Consider the following 14,830-nt stretch of genomic DNA (forward strand, 5'->3'; position numbering starts at 1 on the left):
GGAGCTGTGGTGTAGTGGTTAACATGCCTGCCTGTCACGCAGGAGATCGCGGGTTCGACTCCCGTCAGCTCCGCCATTTAAACTTAATATGCCGACGTAGCTCAATTGGCAGAGCAGCTCACTTGTAATGAGCAGGTTGCGGGTTCGAGTCCCATCGTCGGCTCCATTTGAGCCATTAGCTCAGTCGGTAGAGCACCTGACTTTTAATCAGGGTGTCCCGTGTTCGAATCGCGGATGGCTCACCAAGTGCGAGAGTGGTGGAACTGGCAGACACGCTAGACTTAGGATCTAGTGCCGCAAGGTGTGGGGGTTCGACTCCCCCCTCTCGCACCACAATTTATTAAGCTAACATCACTTTTAAAGTGATGTTTTTTTATATAAAGGCTTGGAGTTACTCAGCATGCATACAAAACAGGCTGTCTCTTAAGGAAAAAATATTCCTACTTGAGACAGCCTGTTTATTTTATATCCTGCTTTTTCTTCTTATCTTTCTAGCTTTTTTAGTGCTATGTTTATTATACCCATTTAGCATATTAGGGTTATGAGCTTTTTTAGATTTAGCACTATCCACTGAAGGTATATTAAGTAGTTGTTGATTTGCTTCAGAACTAATTTTAATTTCTGAGACGTCTGCACTTGGAGTTAAACCACCGGCTTTCTTTATTAATTCGCTTAAGGGCGTATCGTCCTTGATTGTATATTCGCCTGGCTTGTAAACTTCCCCTTCGATATATATGGTTAGGTCGCTGGATTTACTTTTGTTTTTTAAGGTAAATCTTTTTTCTTTGGGATCCCAGTTTATTAAGTTAAAAGGCCACCAATTGTATTCACCTAAAAACATAGCTACAGCCGGTATGAAAATAGGCAGTAGTATTAAGATATAAAACATCAATCCTATGATAATCCATGCTCCTATTTGCAATAGAGATAGCACTCCAGAAAGCATCATCGCTGCAAAGCTAGAAGCAAGGATTACTGCAGCGGAAAAAACTGCTGAACCCACTTTTTTCATAGCAGTAACCATGGCTGTTTTGATATTTTCTCTACTACGGACTTTATAATTCTGTATTTCCTCATTAAAACGTGCCATTAAAAATATAGAGTAATCTACACCCATAGACATTAGCATAACAAAAGTAAAAAATGGAACGGACCACATAACTCCAGGATATCCAAGTCCATCGATAAAAATAAATTCCACTAAAGCATGGGAGGCGATGTAAGCTACGCCTAAAGACGCCATGGCGTAGATAGGCATCATAAAGGATTTGAATAGAACTGAAAGTACGATAAAAATACCGATAAGCATATATATTGATGTTCTGAAAAAATCTTCGCTAGAAAGCACTTTTAAGTCTCTGTTGTTGCTGGGAAGGCCATCGACTGCATACCGTGCTTCTTCATACGGCGTACCTTTTAATGTGAAATCTGTTATTTCTTCTATTTCCCCCACAATCTCCATTGCTCGCATGCCATAGGGATTAGTATCACTTACAACTTGCAGCAGTACAACTTCGTTGTTGGGGGTTGCGTAGTTATCCCAAGCTTTTTGTAACTGATCTGTGTAGATAGACTTTGGAATAAAGAATCCATCTAAAATATTTTCCGATTGGTCTTCTAGCTCAAAAAGGAAATCTTGCATTTCTTCCATACCAGTAAATAACTCTTCTAGTCCTTCATCTAACTGATCTAAGCCCTGCAAAAACTCCTCTAAACCTTTAAGTAGCTCGTCATATTGCTCTAAAAGTAGTTTTTGTCCTTGATGGACTTCAGAAAGTCCATCACTTAGCTCTTTAGAGCCAGAAGAGAGGTCGTCTAAGCCCTGAGACACCTCACTGAGACTATAAGTAAGCACTGCCATTTCATGAACTACTTCTTCAAAAAGCTCTAATATAGGGGTGAAAATCGAGCTGGATTGACCTGTTAGCTCTAAAAATTGATCGTGAATGCTGTCAGCTAAACTATAATAGCCTTCTGCGTCCTGGTAAGCTGATGCTACCTGCCAGGATATTTGCTCTACCCCTTGGTTTGTTTCTTTAATTCCTTGATGAAGGTCCTGTGCACCTTGCTTTGATTCATTAGTGCCGTCAATAAGCCTGAGTAAATCATCTTCGCCGGCCCTTAACTCATCTTTAGCATACCTAAGCTCAGAAGACATTTCAGACACTCCGCTTTTCATATCTCTGATGCCATCTAATACTTCATCAAGCTCACCTGCTGCTTCTCCTGCTTGATAGGAAATCCTAAGTTCGTCGATTTTAAGGCCTTCCGGCCTTGTAATCGAGCGAACTTCTGTTACATCATCAATTTTTAAGAGGTTATCCGATAAGAGCTCTACATATGATACTCTTTGGGAATCATCCCAAGTAGGATCGTTAGCTTCTATTGTCAATATGTGATAAAAGAAGTCTCCTTCTCCAAACTTATCTTCTATAATCCTAAAGGCTTTTACAGACCCGTAATCATCATCAATCTCATCTAAGGAGTGAAAGGAACGCAGGTTGTCAAAACTGAGAAAAAGAGGTAGTACTATCACTAATAAGATTAGTAAACCTAAAGCTGGTTTGTTGGTGGCAAACTGACCGAGTTTTCCCCACAATTTGTGCTCGTTTTGTTGTTTGTTCAATTTAGCAGGCCAGAAAACCTTAGACCCGAACAAATTCAGTATAATAGGAACCCATACCCAAATAGCTAGGATAAGGGTAACTACCGCAACTGCTACGCCAACCCCTGATTGATAGAGATTAAAATTTGCAAGTCCGATAGCTAAAAAACCTACAAACCCTGTAAAAGCGCTAGATAAAACAGCTCCTTGTGTTAATTTAAAGGTTCTTTTTACGGTGCTATAGTCATCGCTCCCATTAGCTAACTCTTCTCGATATCTGGTCATCAGCAGTATTACATAATCTGTACCTATAGCAAAGGTTACGGTTAGCACGAAAACCTGAGAAAAGTTAGAAACGGGAAAGTTAAGGTTGTCAATTAACAAGGAAACGATTGATATACTCAAATAGTAGGACGAACCCAAAGTAATTAACGGCACCAAAGGCGCTATAGGTGAGCGAAATACTGCTAGCAGCACTATGTACACTAAAGCAACTGTCAGATACTCGATAGCTCCTAGGCGTTCCTCTGTTGTGCTTAAAACATCATCTTCGATAATAGCAGCACCAGTGATATAACTGGTTAATCCTTTGATGCTAGTTTTGTCCTGCAGCTCATCGCGAATAAAGGAGATTTCTGCAGTAGTCATGTCCAACTCAACTACCGCTAGTAAAATGTTCTCTGACTCATCAACTAAAAGGTTTCTTTGCTGCTCTCCGTCAAAGGGGGTGATGATATCGTGGACTTTAATATCACCAGGGTCTTCTTTGAACTTATCTAATGTTTTTTCTATTTGGTCTTCATGCTGCGCTATGCCATTTTCGGTATCCTTATATAATAATAAGATTTCTTCCCCTGTAAAACCATCATCTTCCTCTAATAGTTCTTTAGCAAACTGGGTGGGGAATCCATCGGGCACTTCTAGCTGTCCATGCTTTCTAACTAACATGTCAATATCGGGGGCTAGGTATCCTAAAAGCACAGATACCGCTATCCATATAGTTAAAAGTCCGTATAATCGTATGTTGTCTTTTTTCATATCTTCCCCCCTATCCTAATATTAAATAAAGCTAAAAAAATAATTGCGTAATTGAACTTATTCGATAAAAAAACCTAATATTCCTGTTTAAGTGAGAGGATAAATGAGGAGACAGTTAATCAGTTGGTCATTTGGTCAGGAGGTCAAGGGCTATACCATAAACCACCTCTGCACCCTGCTTTCATCATTGCAAGATTCTTCACTGCGCTTCGCATGACAAATTAGTAAAATTTAACCCACTTCTCACTTCTCACTTCCCAAAGACCGACCCCTGCATTTGGACCATCGGGGTCTGGATTTGAAACCAATTTGGGACCTCAGTAGCTGTCCGCTTTAGACCGCGTGTTTTTGGCAATAGGAAAATACAAAAAATGGCCAAGAAAAATGCAAGTACAATCCGGTTGTTAATTTTAACCTTGCTTCATTAACGCATGCTTCTTTCTGTGGCTTTCTCTATCGAAAAATAATAAGTGTGAATGATGAACTAATCGGTCAATTATTGCTACTGTTAACTTCTCGTCAAACAAGAAATTTTTCCAGTGGTTAAACTCCATATTAGTAGTAATTATGATGCTTTTTCGTTCATAGCAAAGACTGATAACTTCAAATAAAAGCCTAGCTCCCTCTTGATGTAGAGGCAAATAGCCCCATTCGTCTAATATTAATAAGTCAGCTTTTTCTATCTTCTTCATTAACTTTTCATGAGAATGTTCTTCTTTAGCCTTCACTAATTCATTAATCAGGGAGTGTACTGTGTAAAAGAGAACAGACTTCTGATTATTGATTGCCATGGTTCCAAGAGCAATACCTAAATGCGTTTTACCAGCGCCAGGTCCACCATAAAAGATTAGATTCTCCTTGTTTTCAATAAAGTTAAGTCCTTTTAACTGTTCTATTGTTAGCTTTTCAGGGAAAATAATATCTGTAAAGTCATAGCCATTTAAGGTTTTTACTACTGGAAATTTAGCAGCTTTCAATTTCCTTTCTCGGCTTCTTTCTAATCTTTCTTTATACAGCTCTTCAAGTAAATCCATTAAAAATTGTTCTTTAGATCTAAACTCAAGTCCGTCACATATATCCATTAGCGAATTGGATATGCTCAGTTTTTTTTGGTAAAATTTAATTTTATCTATCATCTCTCATTCCTCCCATAAGTGAGTTGTAGGATTCTGCACTGATGTCATAGTCTGGGAGGCGAGGTAAAGCAGGGGGTGATTGAATTTGGTGGTAAACGGAGACATCCTCTGTAAGACGGTAGTAAGTTGTCCATAAAGCAGCAGTTTCTTTAACAGATTTCCTTATGTTTTCAGCTAAAACCTTCTCCGCAAATGCCATACCTTTTTCAAGTAAGCACATTTTTAAAAACTTTAGACTTTGTTTTAAATCCTCATTATCCATTTCATTTGTATACGACTTCCAATTATCCGGAAGTAAAGAGTAAAACCCTGAATATTTTAATGCTCTTGGTCTTGCTGCGATAACGTCGATAAAGTCCATCCAATGTGTAGATTTTCTGCCCTTTTCAAAAAGCCTGTTATGCCTTGTTATCTCACGATAGTCTTTATCATAAATCACCAACTCGTTAGCAAGAATTTTTACCCATACATAACTGCCTACATACTTAGGCGAAACAGAGTATGAGCAATGATCATTAATTATATACCCTAGTTTATTGACCCTTCTCTTTTCAAATTTTCCATAGTCAAAGTCTATCTTAGTTGTGGTCTTCATAAGCTCAGTCTCTTTTATAAATATCTCATTTATTGTCCCTGGTTCTTTGTAATGACTTCTCTGATTATCCTCGGAACATCGATTAAGCAGGTCAAAATTGTACTTTTCTAAGTCACTGATTTCTGGTTCTGGCACAAAAAGGTTTTTTCGAAAGTAACCTACTTTTTTTTCAACATTACCTTTTTCGTTGCCACTATCAGGGTTGCAAAACACTGGCTCAAAGCCATAATGGAGGGCTAATCGTGCAAATCTCTCTGTCATAACTGGCTGCCCTTTAGAATCTTTTTTTCTAATACAAGCAGCTGCCATTTGGTCAAACCATATTTTGTTTGGGGTAAAGCTAATATATTTAAATATGTTAATCAAAGCTTCACATAAAGCCTCCATGGTCTCACTACGAGTAACTTGGCAAAACCCAGCATTGCTTTTAGGGAAGGAAAGCACAAGCTCATGGGCTTTTTTCTTAGTGCCATTTTCGACAATATATATTTCTCCAAAATCAACTTGAGCTTCTCCACCAGGGTGATCTAGACCAAGATGACAATCGTCAGTGTTGTAGACCTTTTGCTTTTCTTCTTTTACTAAAGTTCGCATTGTCCGCTCAGAAATCAGATATTTATCAGGACGTTCTACCTTTAATCTCTCATGTATTTTCTTGGCAGTATGTCGATATTTCTTCTTTTTATCCTTATCTTCTTCTAGTATTTCTCTGACATAGGGTCTGATCAAGTCCGATTTTGTTGGACCGGATTTTTTCTTAGGCTTTACATTAAAATCTTCTTTTTCTAAGTACTTTTTAATTGTGCGATAATTATGACCAGTGCGTCGTTCTATTTCAGAATAACTTAGGCCTTTCTCAAAATACATTTTTCGTATATAATTTAATTGAGTAATTGTCAGCACATCCTTTCCCCCTTTTAAGTTGTGGTCACTTAAAAGGATATATTGATTGGATTGTACTGGCAATTACTTTTTGTATTTTTGACGGCCATTTATTGTATTTTTACTTTACCATAAACAGACCGCGGACGTTAAGGTGCGGGAGCAGAAACTGCTCCCCTACAGTCAATCCTGAACTGACCTATTTAAACCTGCCATATTCGCTGACCATCTCAGGGTAAATACAGCAGGTATAAACCCCTGTGGTTTTATTCAGCAAAAAACGGTTCCAATCATCAAAAGTCGATGATAAGAACCGTTTCCTAATTTGTCTTGGCTATATATGTCCCAGCCTCAATTAAAAATACTGTTCTGTACGGTCAAAAATACATAGCTTCCTTCAGCTGACTAACTAATTCTTTCTCTTAATCCCATTTCTACTTACTATCTCTTCTTAAAAACGAAAAATCATTGCCTTTCTCTTTCTCCTTTTTAAGATAGTTAGGAATATGAACTATCGAATAGGCAATGGTAAACTTAATTAAGTCTAAAAAAAAGGCTGGTAAGCTGAAGCCATCATGAAGATGTCGATGATTAAACTTCTCTATACCCAAACTTACCCCTATCTCTTGAACAAATGTCGCCACCATAAGAAAAATAATAAATCTAATTACCTCTTTAAAAACCCCAGATTTTTTCATTAAATCCCCCTATAATCAAGTTTTACCGCAGGTTAACTGGCTGTAAGCCCCCACTGATTGAAGTTTGACTTTACTAATTAAATTAGACACTATCATAATTATTTTGAAATTTCAACCTCTTTTTAAAAAAACAACAGTTATAAAAACGCCTATTAAAAAATATTAAGCCCCAAACTGGGTCAGGGCGCGAAGAAGGCTCCAGATTCCCAGCACAAAAAAACACAGCGCCGGAGCGTATAACTAACACGAGGCAAACTGTAGGTTTTGAATTAACCAAGCAGTTTGGGTTTTATTATTAAAAAGAAGTAGGTTTTATCTTTACCAAAGAATTTATTTTTATTAAGGATATTAAGCCCCAAATGGGTCAGGGCGCGAAGAAGGCTCCAGATTCCCAGCACAAAAAACACAGCGCTGGAGCGTATAACTAACACGTGGCAAACTGTAGGTTTTGAATTAACCAAGCAGTTTGGGTTTTATTATTAAAAAGAAGTAGGTTTTATCTTTACCAAAGAATTTATTTTTATTAAGGGTATTAAGCCCCAAACTGGGTCAGGTCGCTAAGGAGGTTTTAGATTCTCGGCACATAAAAACCACAGCCCCGGAGCGTATAACTAACACGTGGCAAACTGTAGGTTTTGAACTAACCAAGGAGTTTGGGTTTTATTATTAAAAGAAATATGTTTTATCTCTAACCCAAAGCAATTATTTTTAGGTTTCAAGACCCAAACTGGGTCAGGGCGCTAAGAAGGTCCCAGATTCGCGGCGCAAAAAAACCTCAGCACCGGAGCGTATAACTAACACGAGGCAAACTGTAGGTTGTGAATTAACTAAGGAGTTTGGTCTTATTATTAAAAAGAAGTAGGTTTTATCAATTTATTTTTATTAATGTATTAGACCCAAACTGGGTCAGGGCGCTAAGAAGGTCTCAGATTCGCGGCGCAAAAAAACCTCAGCGCCGGAGCGTATAGTTAATACGTGGTAAACTGTAGGTTTTGAATTAACTAAGGAGCTTGGGTCTTATTATTAAAAAGAAGTAGGTTTTATCTCTAACCAAAGCTTTTTTTTACTAAGGTTTAAAACCCAAACTGGGTCAGGGCGCTAAGAAGGTTCCAGATTCGCGGCGCGAAAAAACCTCAGCGCCGGAGCGTATAAATAATACGTGACTAGCTGAGGTTTTTGAAGCAACAAAGAAGATGGGGCCTTATTAGCGCCCTGACTAGAGGGATTTAATCTCTTTTATCTTACTCATAAAAAAAGTCAAAACAACCATGATAACCCCACAAGAAAACGGTAATATCCATGGACTAACCAAGTCCACCAACGCCCCGGCAACCACCGCTCCAATTGGTGATAATCCTATCGCCAAAGTTCCTAAAGCGCCATACACTCTTCCTAGCTTATCGTTAGGCACAAGCTTTTGCATGGTAACCGTTACTGGCACATTAATAAATATAGATGAAACCGCCATCGCCAAATATAAAAATGTAAGAACTATAAGGTACTGAACGTTTGAAAGCATTATTAGATCCGATGCAACTATACCTGCTAGCAAAATCATTACCGAAAAGGTTAAAATACAGCTCATAATTCTTCTGTAGTTACTTTTTGCTTGGGGAAGCTGGGCAAGTATAAGAGAACCTAGTAGCATACCGGCGGGAAACATCATACTTAAAATCCCATATTGTTGTGGAGTAAAGCCCCAAACTTGGTTTGCCATGTACGGAATAGGAACGGTTAGACCTATCATTATAAACAAGTTGAAAAATACTACAAAAAGACCGAATACAATGAGCCATTTTTGGCTAATCATATATTTTACCCCATCAACTAAATCTACAATAAAAGTTTTTTTAAGTTTATCTGATGCACGCTCTTTAGGTACATCACTTGTTTTTTCCTTTTTACCGCAAAGCTTATCCCTTAAATTAAAGTCGATAAAACTTTCAGATATGCCCGAGAAGATAAATGACAATCCGTTTATGAGCAAAAATAGGTGGATGTTAACTAATGCAAAAATAAACCCACCAATGAAAGGTCCGGCAATTGTAGCTATGGAGTCAGCAGACTGACTTAAAGAATTAGCTCTAGTTAGATTTTTATCATCTACTATATTAGGGATAGAGGCTGTCAGTGGGGTGTTAAAAAATGTACTACAAGTTGACAATAAAAATGTAGCTATATAAATATAGACTAATCTTAACTCACCAATCAAACCTACAGCCAATAAAACCATCATTATAAACCCTGACAAGATATCCAGACTCACCACTAGTTTCTTTCTATCAAAGCGATCAGCTACCACCCCAGAAACTGCGCCAAAAACTACTCTGGGCACAGTAGAGATTGCTAAATTTAACGAAAAACTTAACCCTGAACCTGTTACCTGTAAAATGTAAAGACTCATAGCAAAACTATAGATGCTGCTTCCTAACAATGAAACTAGCTTGCCCGCAATCAGCAGGGCGATGTTTGTTTTTACAATTTTGTTAGCCTTTTTTTCGTCAATGTTTAATTCCGGGCTAACTGCTGTTGCTGTTGTACTCATGTTAAACTCCTCCTTTTATCACTTCTACTAATATAGTGTCAAAAGAGGAACATTGGTTATCTAACTTTTGAAAATTTATAAAAAAATATTTTCTGCATCAACAGCCCGCTTTATTTTGGTTGATTTTGTTTTTATAGGTTTTTTCATTTAATATCATTAAAATCGACAGCATTTCTTTGGAATTTTCCGGGTAATAAATGCACCCCCTGTTATATAAAATTTCCATAGGTTTTCTGATAAAGTCTTCTGCAGCCTTTAAGGCTGATAAAGGTCTTAATTGACTTTTTAGATGTGCAGGAACGAAATCTTTAAGAGTTTTTTCAATTGTTTCTTGATGGATGTTCAAAATTTTATCCAAGTTTTCTAGCATTGGACTTAAAATGTTTGAAAGTTTTTGGTACTGCGTTTGCGTAAAGATTGGGAAATTAGGCTTAAGCTCACCGTTTGAGGGTTTAACAAGCCCCTGTTGGACTAGCTCCACTAACTTCTCTTTTTCATCTTCCGTTGGTGCATAGCTGTTATTATTAACGATAGCTGTTAACTGCTTAGCTAAGCTTTTATCCCATAACTTAATGGAAAAGGGGTATAGCGCAAAATCTACAAAACGAATTGTTCCAACGCTATCTGAGTAGTTTCCCAGACCTGGGTTAAACTTATTATCTTGAAAATACTGCTCCAAACCCCATAGGAATCCGCGGTTTCCAGTGCTTAAAAGAGGCATTTTAACCATCTTAAGATAATCTGATAAGAATCTATATATGCTAGCCTCTGTGAGACAGTGGGTAGCTAGTTGCCATGTTAGCTGATTAAGGTCAATATTATTTCCGTAAAATCCAATGCTTTTAATTTTGCTTTCATTTTGTTTGATGAAAGAATGTAAACTCTCAGCTATTTCGGTATATACATCATCGGTTTTTTTAGACAACTCTGTTTCAAACTGCTTGGTGAATATAGCGATGTTAGACTGAAATCTATGATTTTTAACTTTTTTAACTAGTCCATGATCATATAGGATCTTTAATTCATCCTCTAAATACACTGCGGATACTCCAAGTTCAACACTTAGCTGCTCTAAAGTGATAGGCTGATTATATAGTTCTAGCATGATGTTGCCAGGTAATTTTCTTTTAAAAAGGTCAGCGCAGTAGTTACCTTGGTTTCCCCAATAATATATGCTAAATTTTTGGGGATTAAAGCTTTTCTCGCCTGTTTGCCGAATCATAGTCATCCCATCCTTCACTTTCTTTCTAGATTTAAACAAGTATTGTTTTACCATGTTTATGCTAATGTTTAGCTTTTTGGCAATATCCTCACAGCTATAATCTTCAAGATAGTATAGCACCATTGCTTCTCTATATAGTCCCGATAATACTGATAGTTCCCTATTTAAAAGGCCAATTTCTTCTTTATGAAGATAATCGATTTCCCAGTCCTCCACCTTAGGGGAGGAGGAGCTATCATACAAAGGGACTGTTTTATTCTTTTCACGTGTTCTAAGAAAGCCTTTGTATACATTATTTGCTACGGCCCACATCCAGCCATAAAACCGGTTAGGGTCTTTTAATGAGGGGAGAGAGCTATACAAATTTACTATAATTTCTTGGGACAAGTCCTCAGCCTCATGCCAGTTGTTAGTCCTTTTTAGCGAAAAAGCAAATATGGTATCAGCTAAGCTGCTTATTTTTTCTTCGGCTACATCTTTGTTCATCGTAATCACCCCGGACCTAAAAAACTATTTTAACACCTTAAAGTTTATTCTGTTTTAGAGAGAGTATTCCCTGCATAAGTTATGTTAACAAAGGTTAAATATTTGTTATAAAGATGGTTGAAATTTTAAAGGAGATAAGACAGCAAACCATAATAATGGTAAAATATAATTTGAATACATATATGGGAGGAAAAAATATGTCTAGTTTTAAGTATGATATAGTAAAACAGCTTGGTGAGGTATCTCAGTCTCCTAAAGGATGGACAAAGGAGTTAAACCTAATAAGCTGGAATGGGAGAGAGCCAAAGTATGATTTGAGAGATTGGGCTCCAGGACATGAAAAAATGGGAAAAGGCATAACATTATCCAAAGATGAGCTTATAAGTCTTCGGGATATCTTAAATGAAATGGAACTGTAGTGCTTTTATACTCTCGCTTAGTTGGTTATTTTTGGAGGAGTTTTGCTTTAGTTTAGCGAAGTGTATAAGTGAGAGGAGCTGATAGATTTGAGGCAAAGAATATTGTCTTTAAGGCAACAGGGGGAAACTCTTAACCGTTGGCTTAACATTCGGATGAAAACTATTCTGCCTGAGCTAATGGAGAGGGCAGAGCTTGATATGTGGATAGTGATAGCGCGGGAAAATAATGAAGATCAGATTTTGTCTACTCTGATACCCGCTCCTGCTTTATCAGCAAGACGCCGAACTATATTAGTTTTTAGCCGCAATGAAGATGGCACTATTGAAAGGTTGAATCTTGGTCCTGCGGGCTCTGAAATGGACTTAGTTTATAACTCCATAAGGCAGAACAAGCAAGATGACCAATGGTTGTTTTTAAGAAATGTGGTTAAAAAGAGAAATCCCAAAACCATAGGTGTTAATATCTCCGAAACATTTGCTGGGGCAGATGGTTTGAGCAGTACTGACCACAAGAATTTACTAGATGCTTTAAAAGGTTTAGACGTTAACGTTATATCTGCGGAAAAAGTAGCAGTGGGTTGGCTGGAGCAGCGTATACCAGAGGAGCTAGAAGCCTATCACGTAATTAATCGAATTGCCCATGATATAATTGCAGAGGCTTTTTCTAGCAAGGTTATTGTGCCAGGGCAAACTACAACCTTAGATGTAGTTTGGTGGATACGTCAGCGAATCCACGATCTTGGTCTTAGGGCATGGTTCCAACCAACGGTAGATGTTCAGCGCCAAGGAGAAGAAAAACCGCTGTTTGATACAGTAATTAGAGGTGGAGACTTGCTCCATTGTGATGTAGGACTGCATTACTTGGGTTTATCTACAGATACCCAGCAGCTAGCATATGTTAGAAGGCCTGGTGAGGAAGAGGCACCATCGGAATTTGAAGAAGCTTTGGCGGAAGGGAATAAGCTTCAAGATATAACTGCTAATGAGTTTATTACAGGCAGAACAGGAAACGAAATATTAGCTAATGCTTTAGAGGAAGCTTGTCAAGCTGGACTTAAAGCAAGAGTTTATACCCATCCTATTGGTTTTCATGGCCATGGGTCTGGCCCAACAATAGGGCTTTATGAAAAACAAGATAAAGTGGCAGGGGCGGGAGAATACCCACTATACAGCAATACCTGCTATGCCTTAGAATTAAATGTAGTTACATACTTAACAAAATGGCAACAAGAAATTACAATCCCGCTAGAGCAAACTGTGGCTTTTTCAGCTGGAGAAGTAAAGTATCTAGGTGGAAGGCAATCAAAGTTGCACTTGGTCTAAAATTAAGAAAAAATAATATTATAAAACTTAGCCCCTTCTTTTTGCCTGCATGATTTTAAAAAGAAGGGGAATTTGGTAAGGGGGAGCAGTATGATTAGGAAAATTTTTAGTGTTTTTGTTTTAATTGTTATGCTATTGACTTTAGTAGCATGTGGAGCAGACAAGGAGGAAACTCAACAGGTAGAAAACGCCGAACAACCTAACGAAGAAATCCAGCAATTATCTAAGGGGATTTTTTATGAGGTTGCAGGAGGAGAAAACCAAGTTTACTTATTTGGTTCGGTTCATATGGGCCATGAAGAAATGTATCCGTTAGATGATGCTGTTGAGGAAGCTTTTACTCAGTCGGATGTTTTGGCTATGGAGCTAGATATGGTAAATGTATCGGAGTTTGAGCTTGGGCTAGAAATGGTTGAGTTAGCAGTCTTTAACGACGGCAGATCTATGACCGACATTGTGCCAGAAGAGGACTTTTTAAAACTATATGAGCTGGTCAAACCTTTTGGAATGACAAAGGATGTTTTAAACCAGTTTCAGCCATGGTACGGCGCTATGTTGTTATCAGAAGTTATGGCACAACAAGCGGGGGTGAGCTCTGATTATGGGGTGGAAACTTATTTTATAGAGCAGGCAGCGGACATGGAAGTAATTGGACTAGAAACTGTAGCAAGTCAGCTGTATCCATTTAGTTTATTATCTGATGAATCACAAGCAATTTATTTACAAAGCTCCTTAGATGAAGTGGATGAGTCAGAAGAAGAGCTAGAGGAGCTAATTAGGTACTGGCAAGAAGGGGATGTGGAAGCATTTGCACAGGCAAGAGATGAAATGATGCAAGACTACCCTACTGAATCATATAAAGAGTTTCAAAATGCCTTTTTAGACGGCAGGGATGAACAAATGTCAGATGCCATCGAGGAGTTATTAGAAAGTGATAGCGGTAATACATATTTTGTTGTTGTAGGTTCATTGCACCTTGCCGGCGAAAACAGCATTGTGGAGCAGCTTTCAGAAAGAGGATATCAAGTGGATATAGCTAACTAAAGAAAAGTTAAGCCGAGTGCATAAGAGCTCTCGGCTTTTAACATATAGAAATATATATTTGCTATCTAAGATAATTTTGTCAGCATTATTAATACAAGTATAAAGGCAAGCATATTATATGTTAGTATCTAGATGATTGCAAAAGACCTTATAAAATTGGAGTATGTAGGAAGTGGATTTATACCGTTTTTTGCGATGTCGATATCATAAGGGAGGAGTAGATTATGAGTAACTATGAATTCAAGGACTATGATTTTGAAAAACCTAGTTTTTTGCATATCATATTAGACAGTACCTTGATGAACCTTTTAGCCCCATTTATTTATGGCAAATACTATGATACTTTCAATTTAAAAGGGGATGAAAAAGTTTTAGATTTTGGTTCAGGAGGAGGTTTAGGTGCTAGAGAACTTGCAAAAAGATTGCCTTACCGGGGCGAGTTATGGTGTGTAGATACTTCGACTTATTGGACTAATAAGGCTAAAAAGAGACTTAATAAATTTAAAAACGTAAAGTTTTATGTTGGAGATATTAAAAACAAAGATATCCCCAAAGGATACTTTGACGTAATCACTATAAACGCCGTTTTACATGACATCACTCCAGCTCAAAGGCAAGAGGTTATTATGAATTTGGTCAAAAAGTTAAAGCAAGGAGGAAAGCTTTTAATCCAGGAGCCTATCGAACCCTCACATGGCATGGAAATTAAGGAGATACAACTTATCTTAAATAATGCTAATTTAAAAGAAGCAAGTCATAGTGTAAAAAGGTCTGCTTATCAAGGAGTTTACGTAGATAGGTAGCGGCCTACCCTTTTGTTTGAACTAGTTGAACTAG

General features: G+C 37.7%; 10 protein-coding genes and 4 tRNA genes. 8 read left to right on the top strand and 6 right to left on the bottom strand.

Translation table 11 applies throughout. The features are described from left to right. The 4 genes from PRVXH_RS02155 (at position 1) to PRVXH_RS02170 (ending at position 333) form a co-directional block, all read left to right on the top strand. Positions 1-76, top strand: a tRNA-Asp gene (locus PRVXH_RS02155). 14 nt (positions 77-90) lie between these two features. Beyond that, positions 91-166 (top strand) — tRNA-Thr (locus PRVXH_RS02160). A 3-nt stretch (positions 167-169) separates the two neighbouring features. After that, positions 170-245 (top strand) — tRNA-Lys (locus tag PRVXH_RS02165). Between the two features lie 3 nt (positions 246-248). Continuing rightward, positions 249-333 (top strand) — tRNA-Leu (locus PRVXH_RS02170). A 130-nt stretch (positions 334-463) separates the two neighbouring features. On the opposite strand, the gene PRVXH_RS02175 is transcribed toward PRVXH_RS02170, so the two are convergent. The 6 genes from PRVXH_RS02175 to PRVXH_RS02200 all read right to left on the bottom strand — a co-directional run bounded on the left by PRVXH_RS02175 (position 464) and on the right by PRVXH_RS02200 (position 11,207). Then, the gene (locus PRVXH_RS02175) at positions 464-3,643 is read right to left on the bottom strand and encodes an MMPL family transporter (protein ID WP_353893676.1); all 3,180 of its coding nucleotides are present in this window, start codon (positions 3,641-3,643) and stop codon (positions 464-466) included. A gap of 410 nt (positions 3,644-4,053) precedes the next feature. Further along, the gene (istB, locus tag PRVXH_RS02180; RefSeq protein ID WP_353893677.1) at positions 4,054-4,779 is read right to left on the bottom strand and encodes an IS21-like element helper ATPase IstB; all 726 of its coding nucleotides are present in this window, start codon (positions 4,777-4,779) and stop codon (positions 4,054-4,056) included. After that, positions 4,769-6,277 (bottom strand): IS21 family transposase, encoded by a 1,509-nt coding sequence (gene istA / locus PRVXH_RS02185; RefSeq protein ID WP_353893678.1) that lies wholly within the window; start codon positions 6,275-6,277, stop codon positions 4,769-4,771. The genes istB and istA overlap by 11 nt, the downstream gene beginning before the upstream one ends. Before the next feature lie 413 nt (positions 6,278-6,690). Further along, on the bottom strand, positions 6,691-6,954 hold the full coding sequence (locus PRVXH_RS02190; protein ID WP_353893679.1) for a hypothetical protein: 264 nt from the start codon (positions 6,952-6,954) through the stop codon (positions 6,691-6,693). Positions 6,955-8,170: 1,216 nt separating this feature from the next. After that, positions 8,171-9,499 carry an MFS transporter gene (locus PRVXH_RS02195; protein ID WP_353893680.1) on the bottom strand — a complete coding sequence of 443 codons (1,329 nt, stop codon included), beginning with the start codon at positions 9,497-9,499 and terminating at the stop codon, positions 8,171-8,173. A 97-nt stretch (positions 9,500-9,596) separates the two neighbouring features. Next, positions 9,597-11,207, bottom strand: coding sequence for a sigma-70 family RNA polymerase sigma factor (locus PRVXH_RS02200; protein WP_353893681.1), 1,611 nt, complete (start codon positions 11,205-11,207; stop codon positions 9,597-9,599). 197 nt (positions 11,208-11,404) lie between these two features. Here PRVXH_RS02200 and PRVXH_RS02205 point away from each other — a divergent pair, with 197 nt between their 5' ends. The 4 genes from PRVXH_RS02205 to PRVXH_RS02220 all read left to right on the top strand — a co-directional run bounded on the left by PRVXH_RS02205 (position 11,405) and on the right by PRVXH_RS02220 (position 14,796). After that, the gene (locus PRVXH_RS02205; protein ID WP_353893682.1) at positions 11,405-11,626 is read left to right on the top strand and encodes a YdbC family protein; all 222 of its coding nucleotides are present in this window, start codon (positions 11,405-11,407) and stop codon (positions 11,624-11,626) included. Positions 11,627-11,713: 87 nt separating this feature from the next. Beyond that, a complete protein-coding gene (locus PRVXH_RS02210) occupies positions 11,714-12,949 on the top strand; it encodes a M24 family metallopeptidase (protein ID WP_353893683.1) in 1,236 nt (411 codons plus the stop codon). Between the two features lie 90 nt (positions 12,950-13,039). Beyond that, positions 13,040-13,993, top strand: a complete 954-nt coding sequence (locus PRVXH_RS02215) for a TraB/GumN family protein (RefSeq protein ID WP_353893684.1) — start codon at positions 13,040-13,042, stop codon at positions 13,991-13,993. A 224-nt stretch (positions 13,994-14,217) separates the two neighbouring features. Further along, the gene (locus tag PRVXH_RS02220) at positions 14,218-14,796 is read left to right on the top strand and encodes a class I SAM-dependent methyltransferase (protein ID WP_353893685.1); all 579 of its coding nucleotides are present in this window, start codon (positions 14,218-14,220) and stop codon (positions 14,794-14,796) included. Positions 14,797-14,830 lie beyond the last annotated feature (34 nt).

The sequence above is a fragment of the Proteinivorax hydrogeniformans genome, from assembly GCF_040515995.1.
Taxonomy (GTDB): domain Bacteria; phylum Bacillota; class Proteinivoracia; order Proteinivoracales; family Proteinivoracaceae; genus Proteinivorax; species Proteinivorax hydrogeniformans.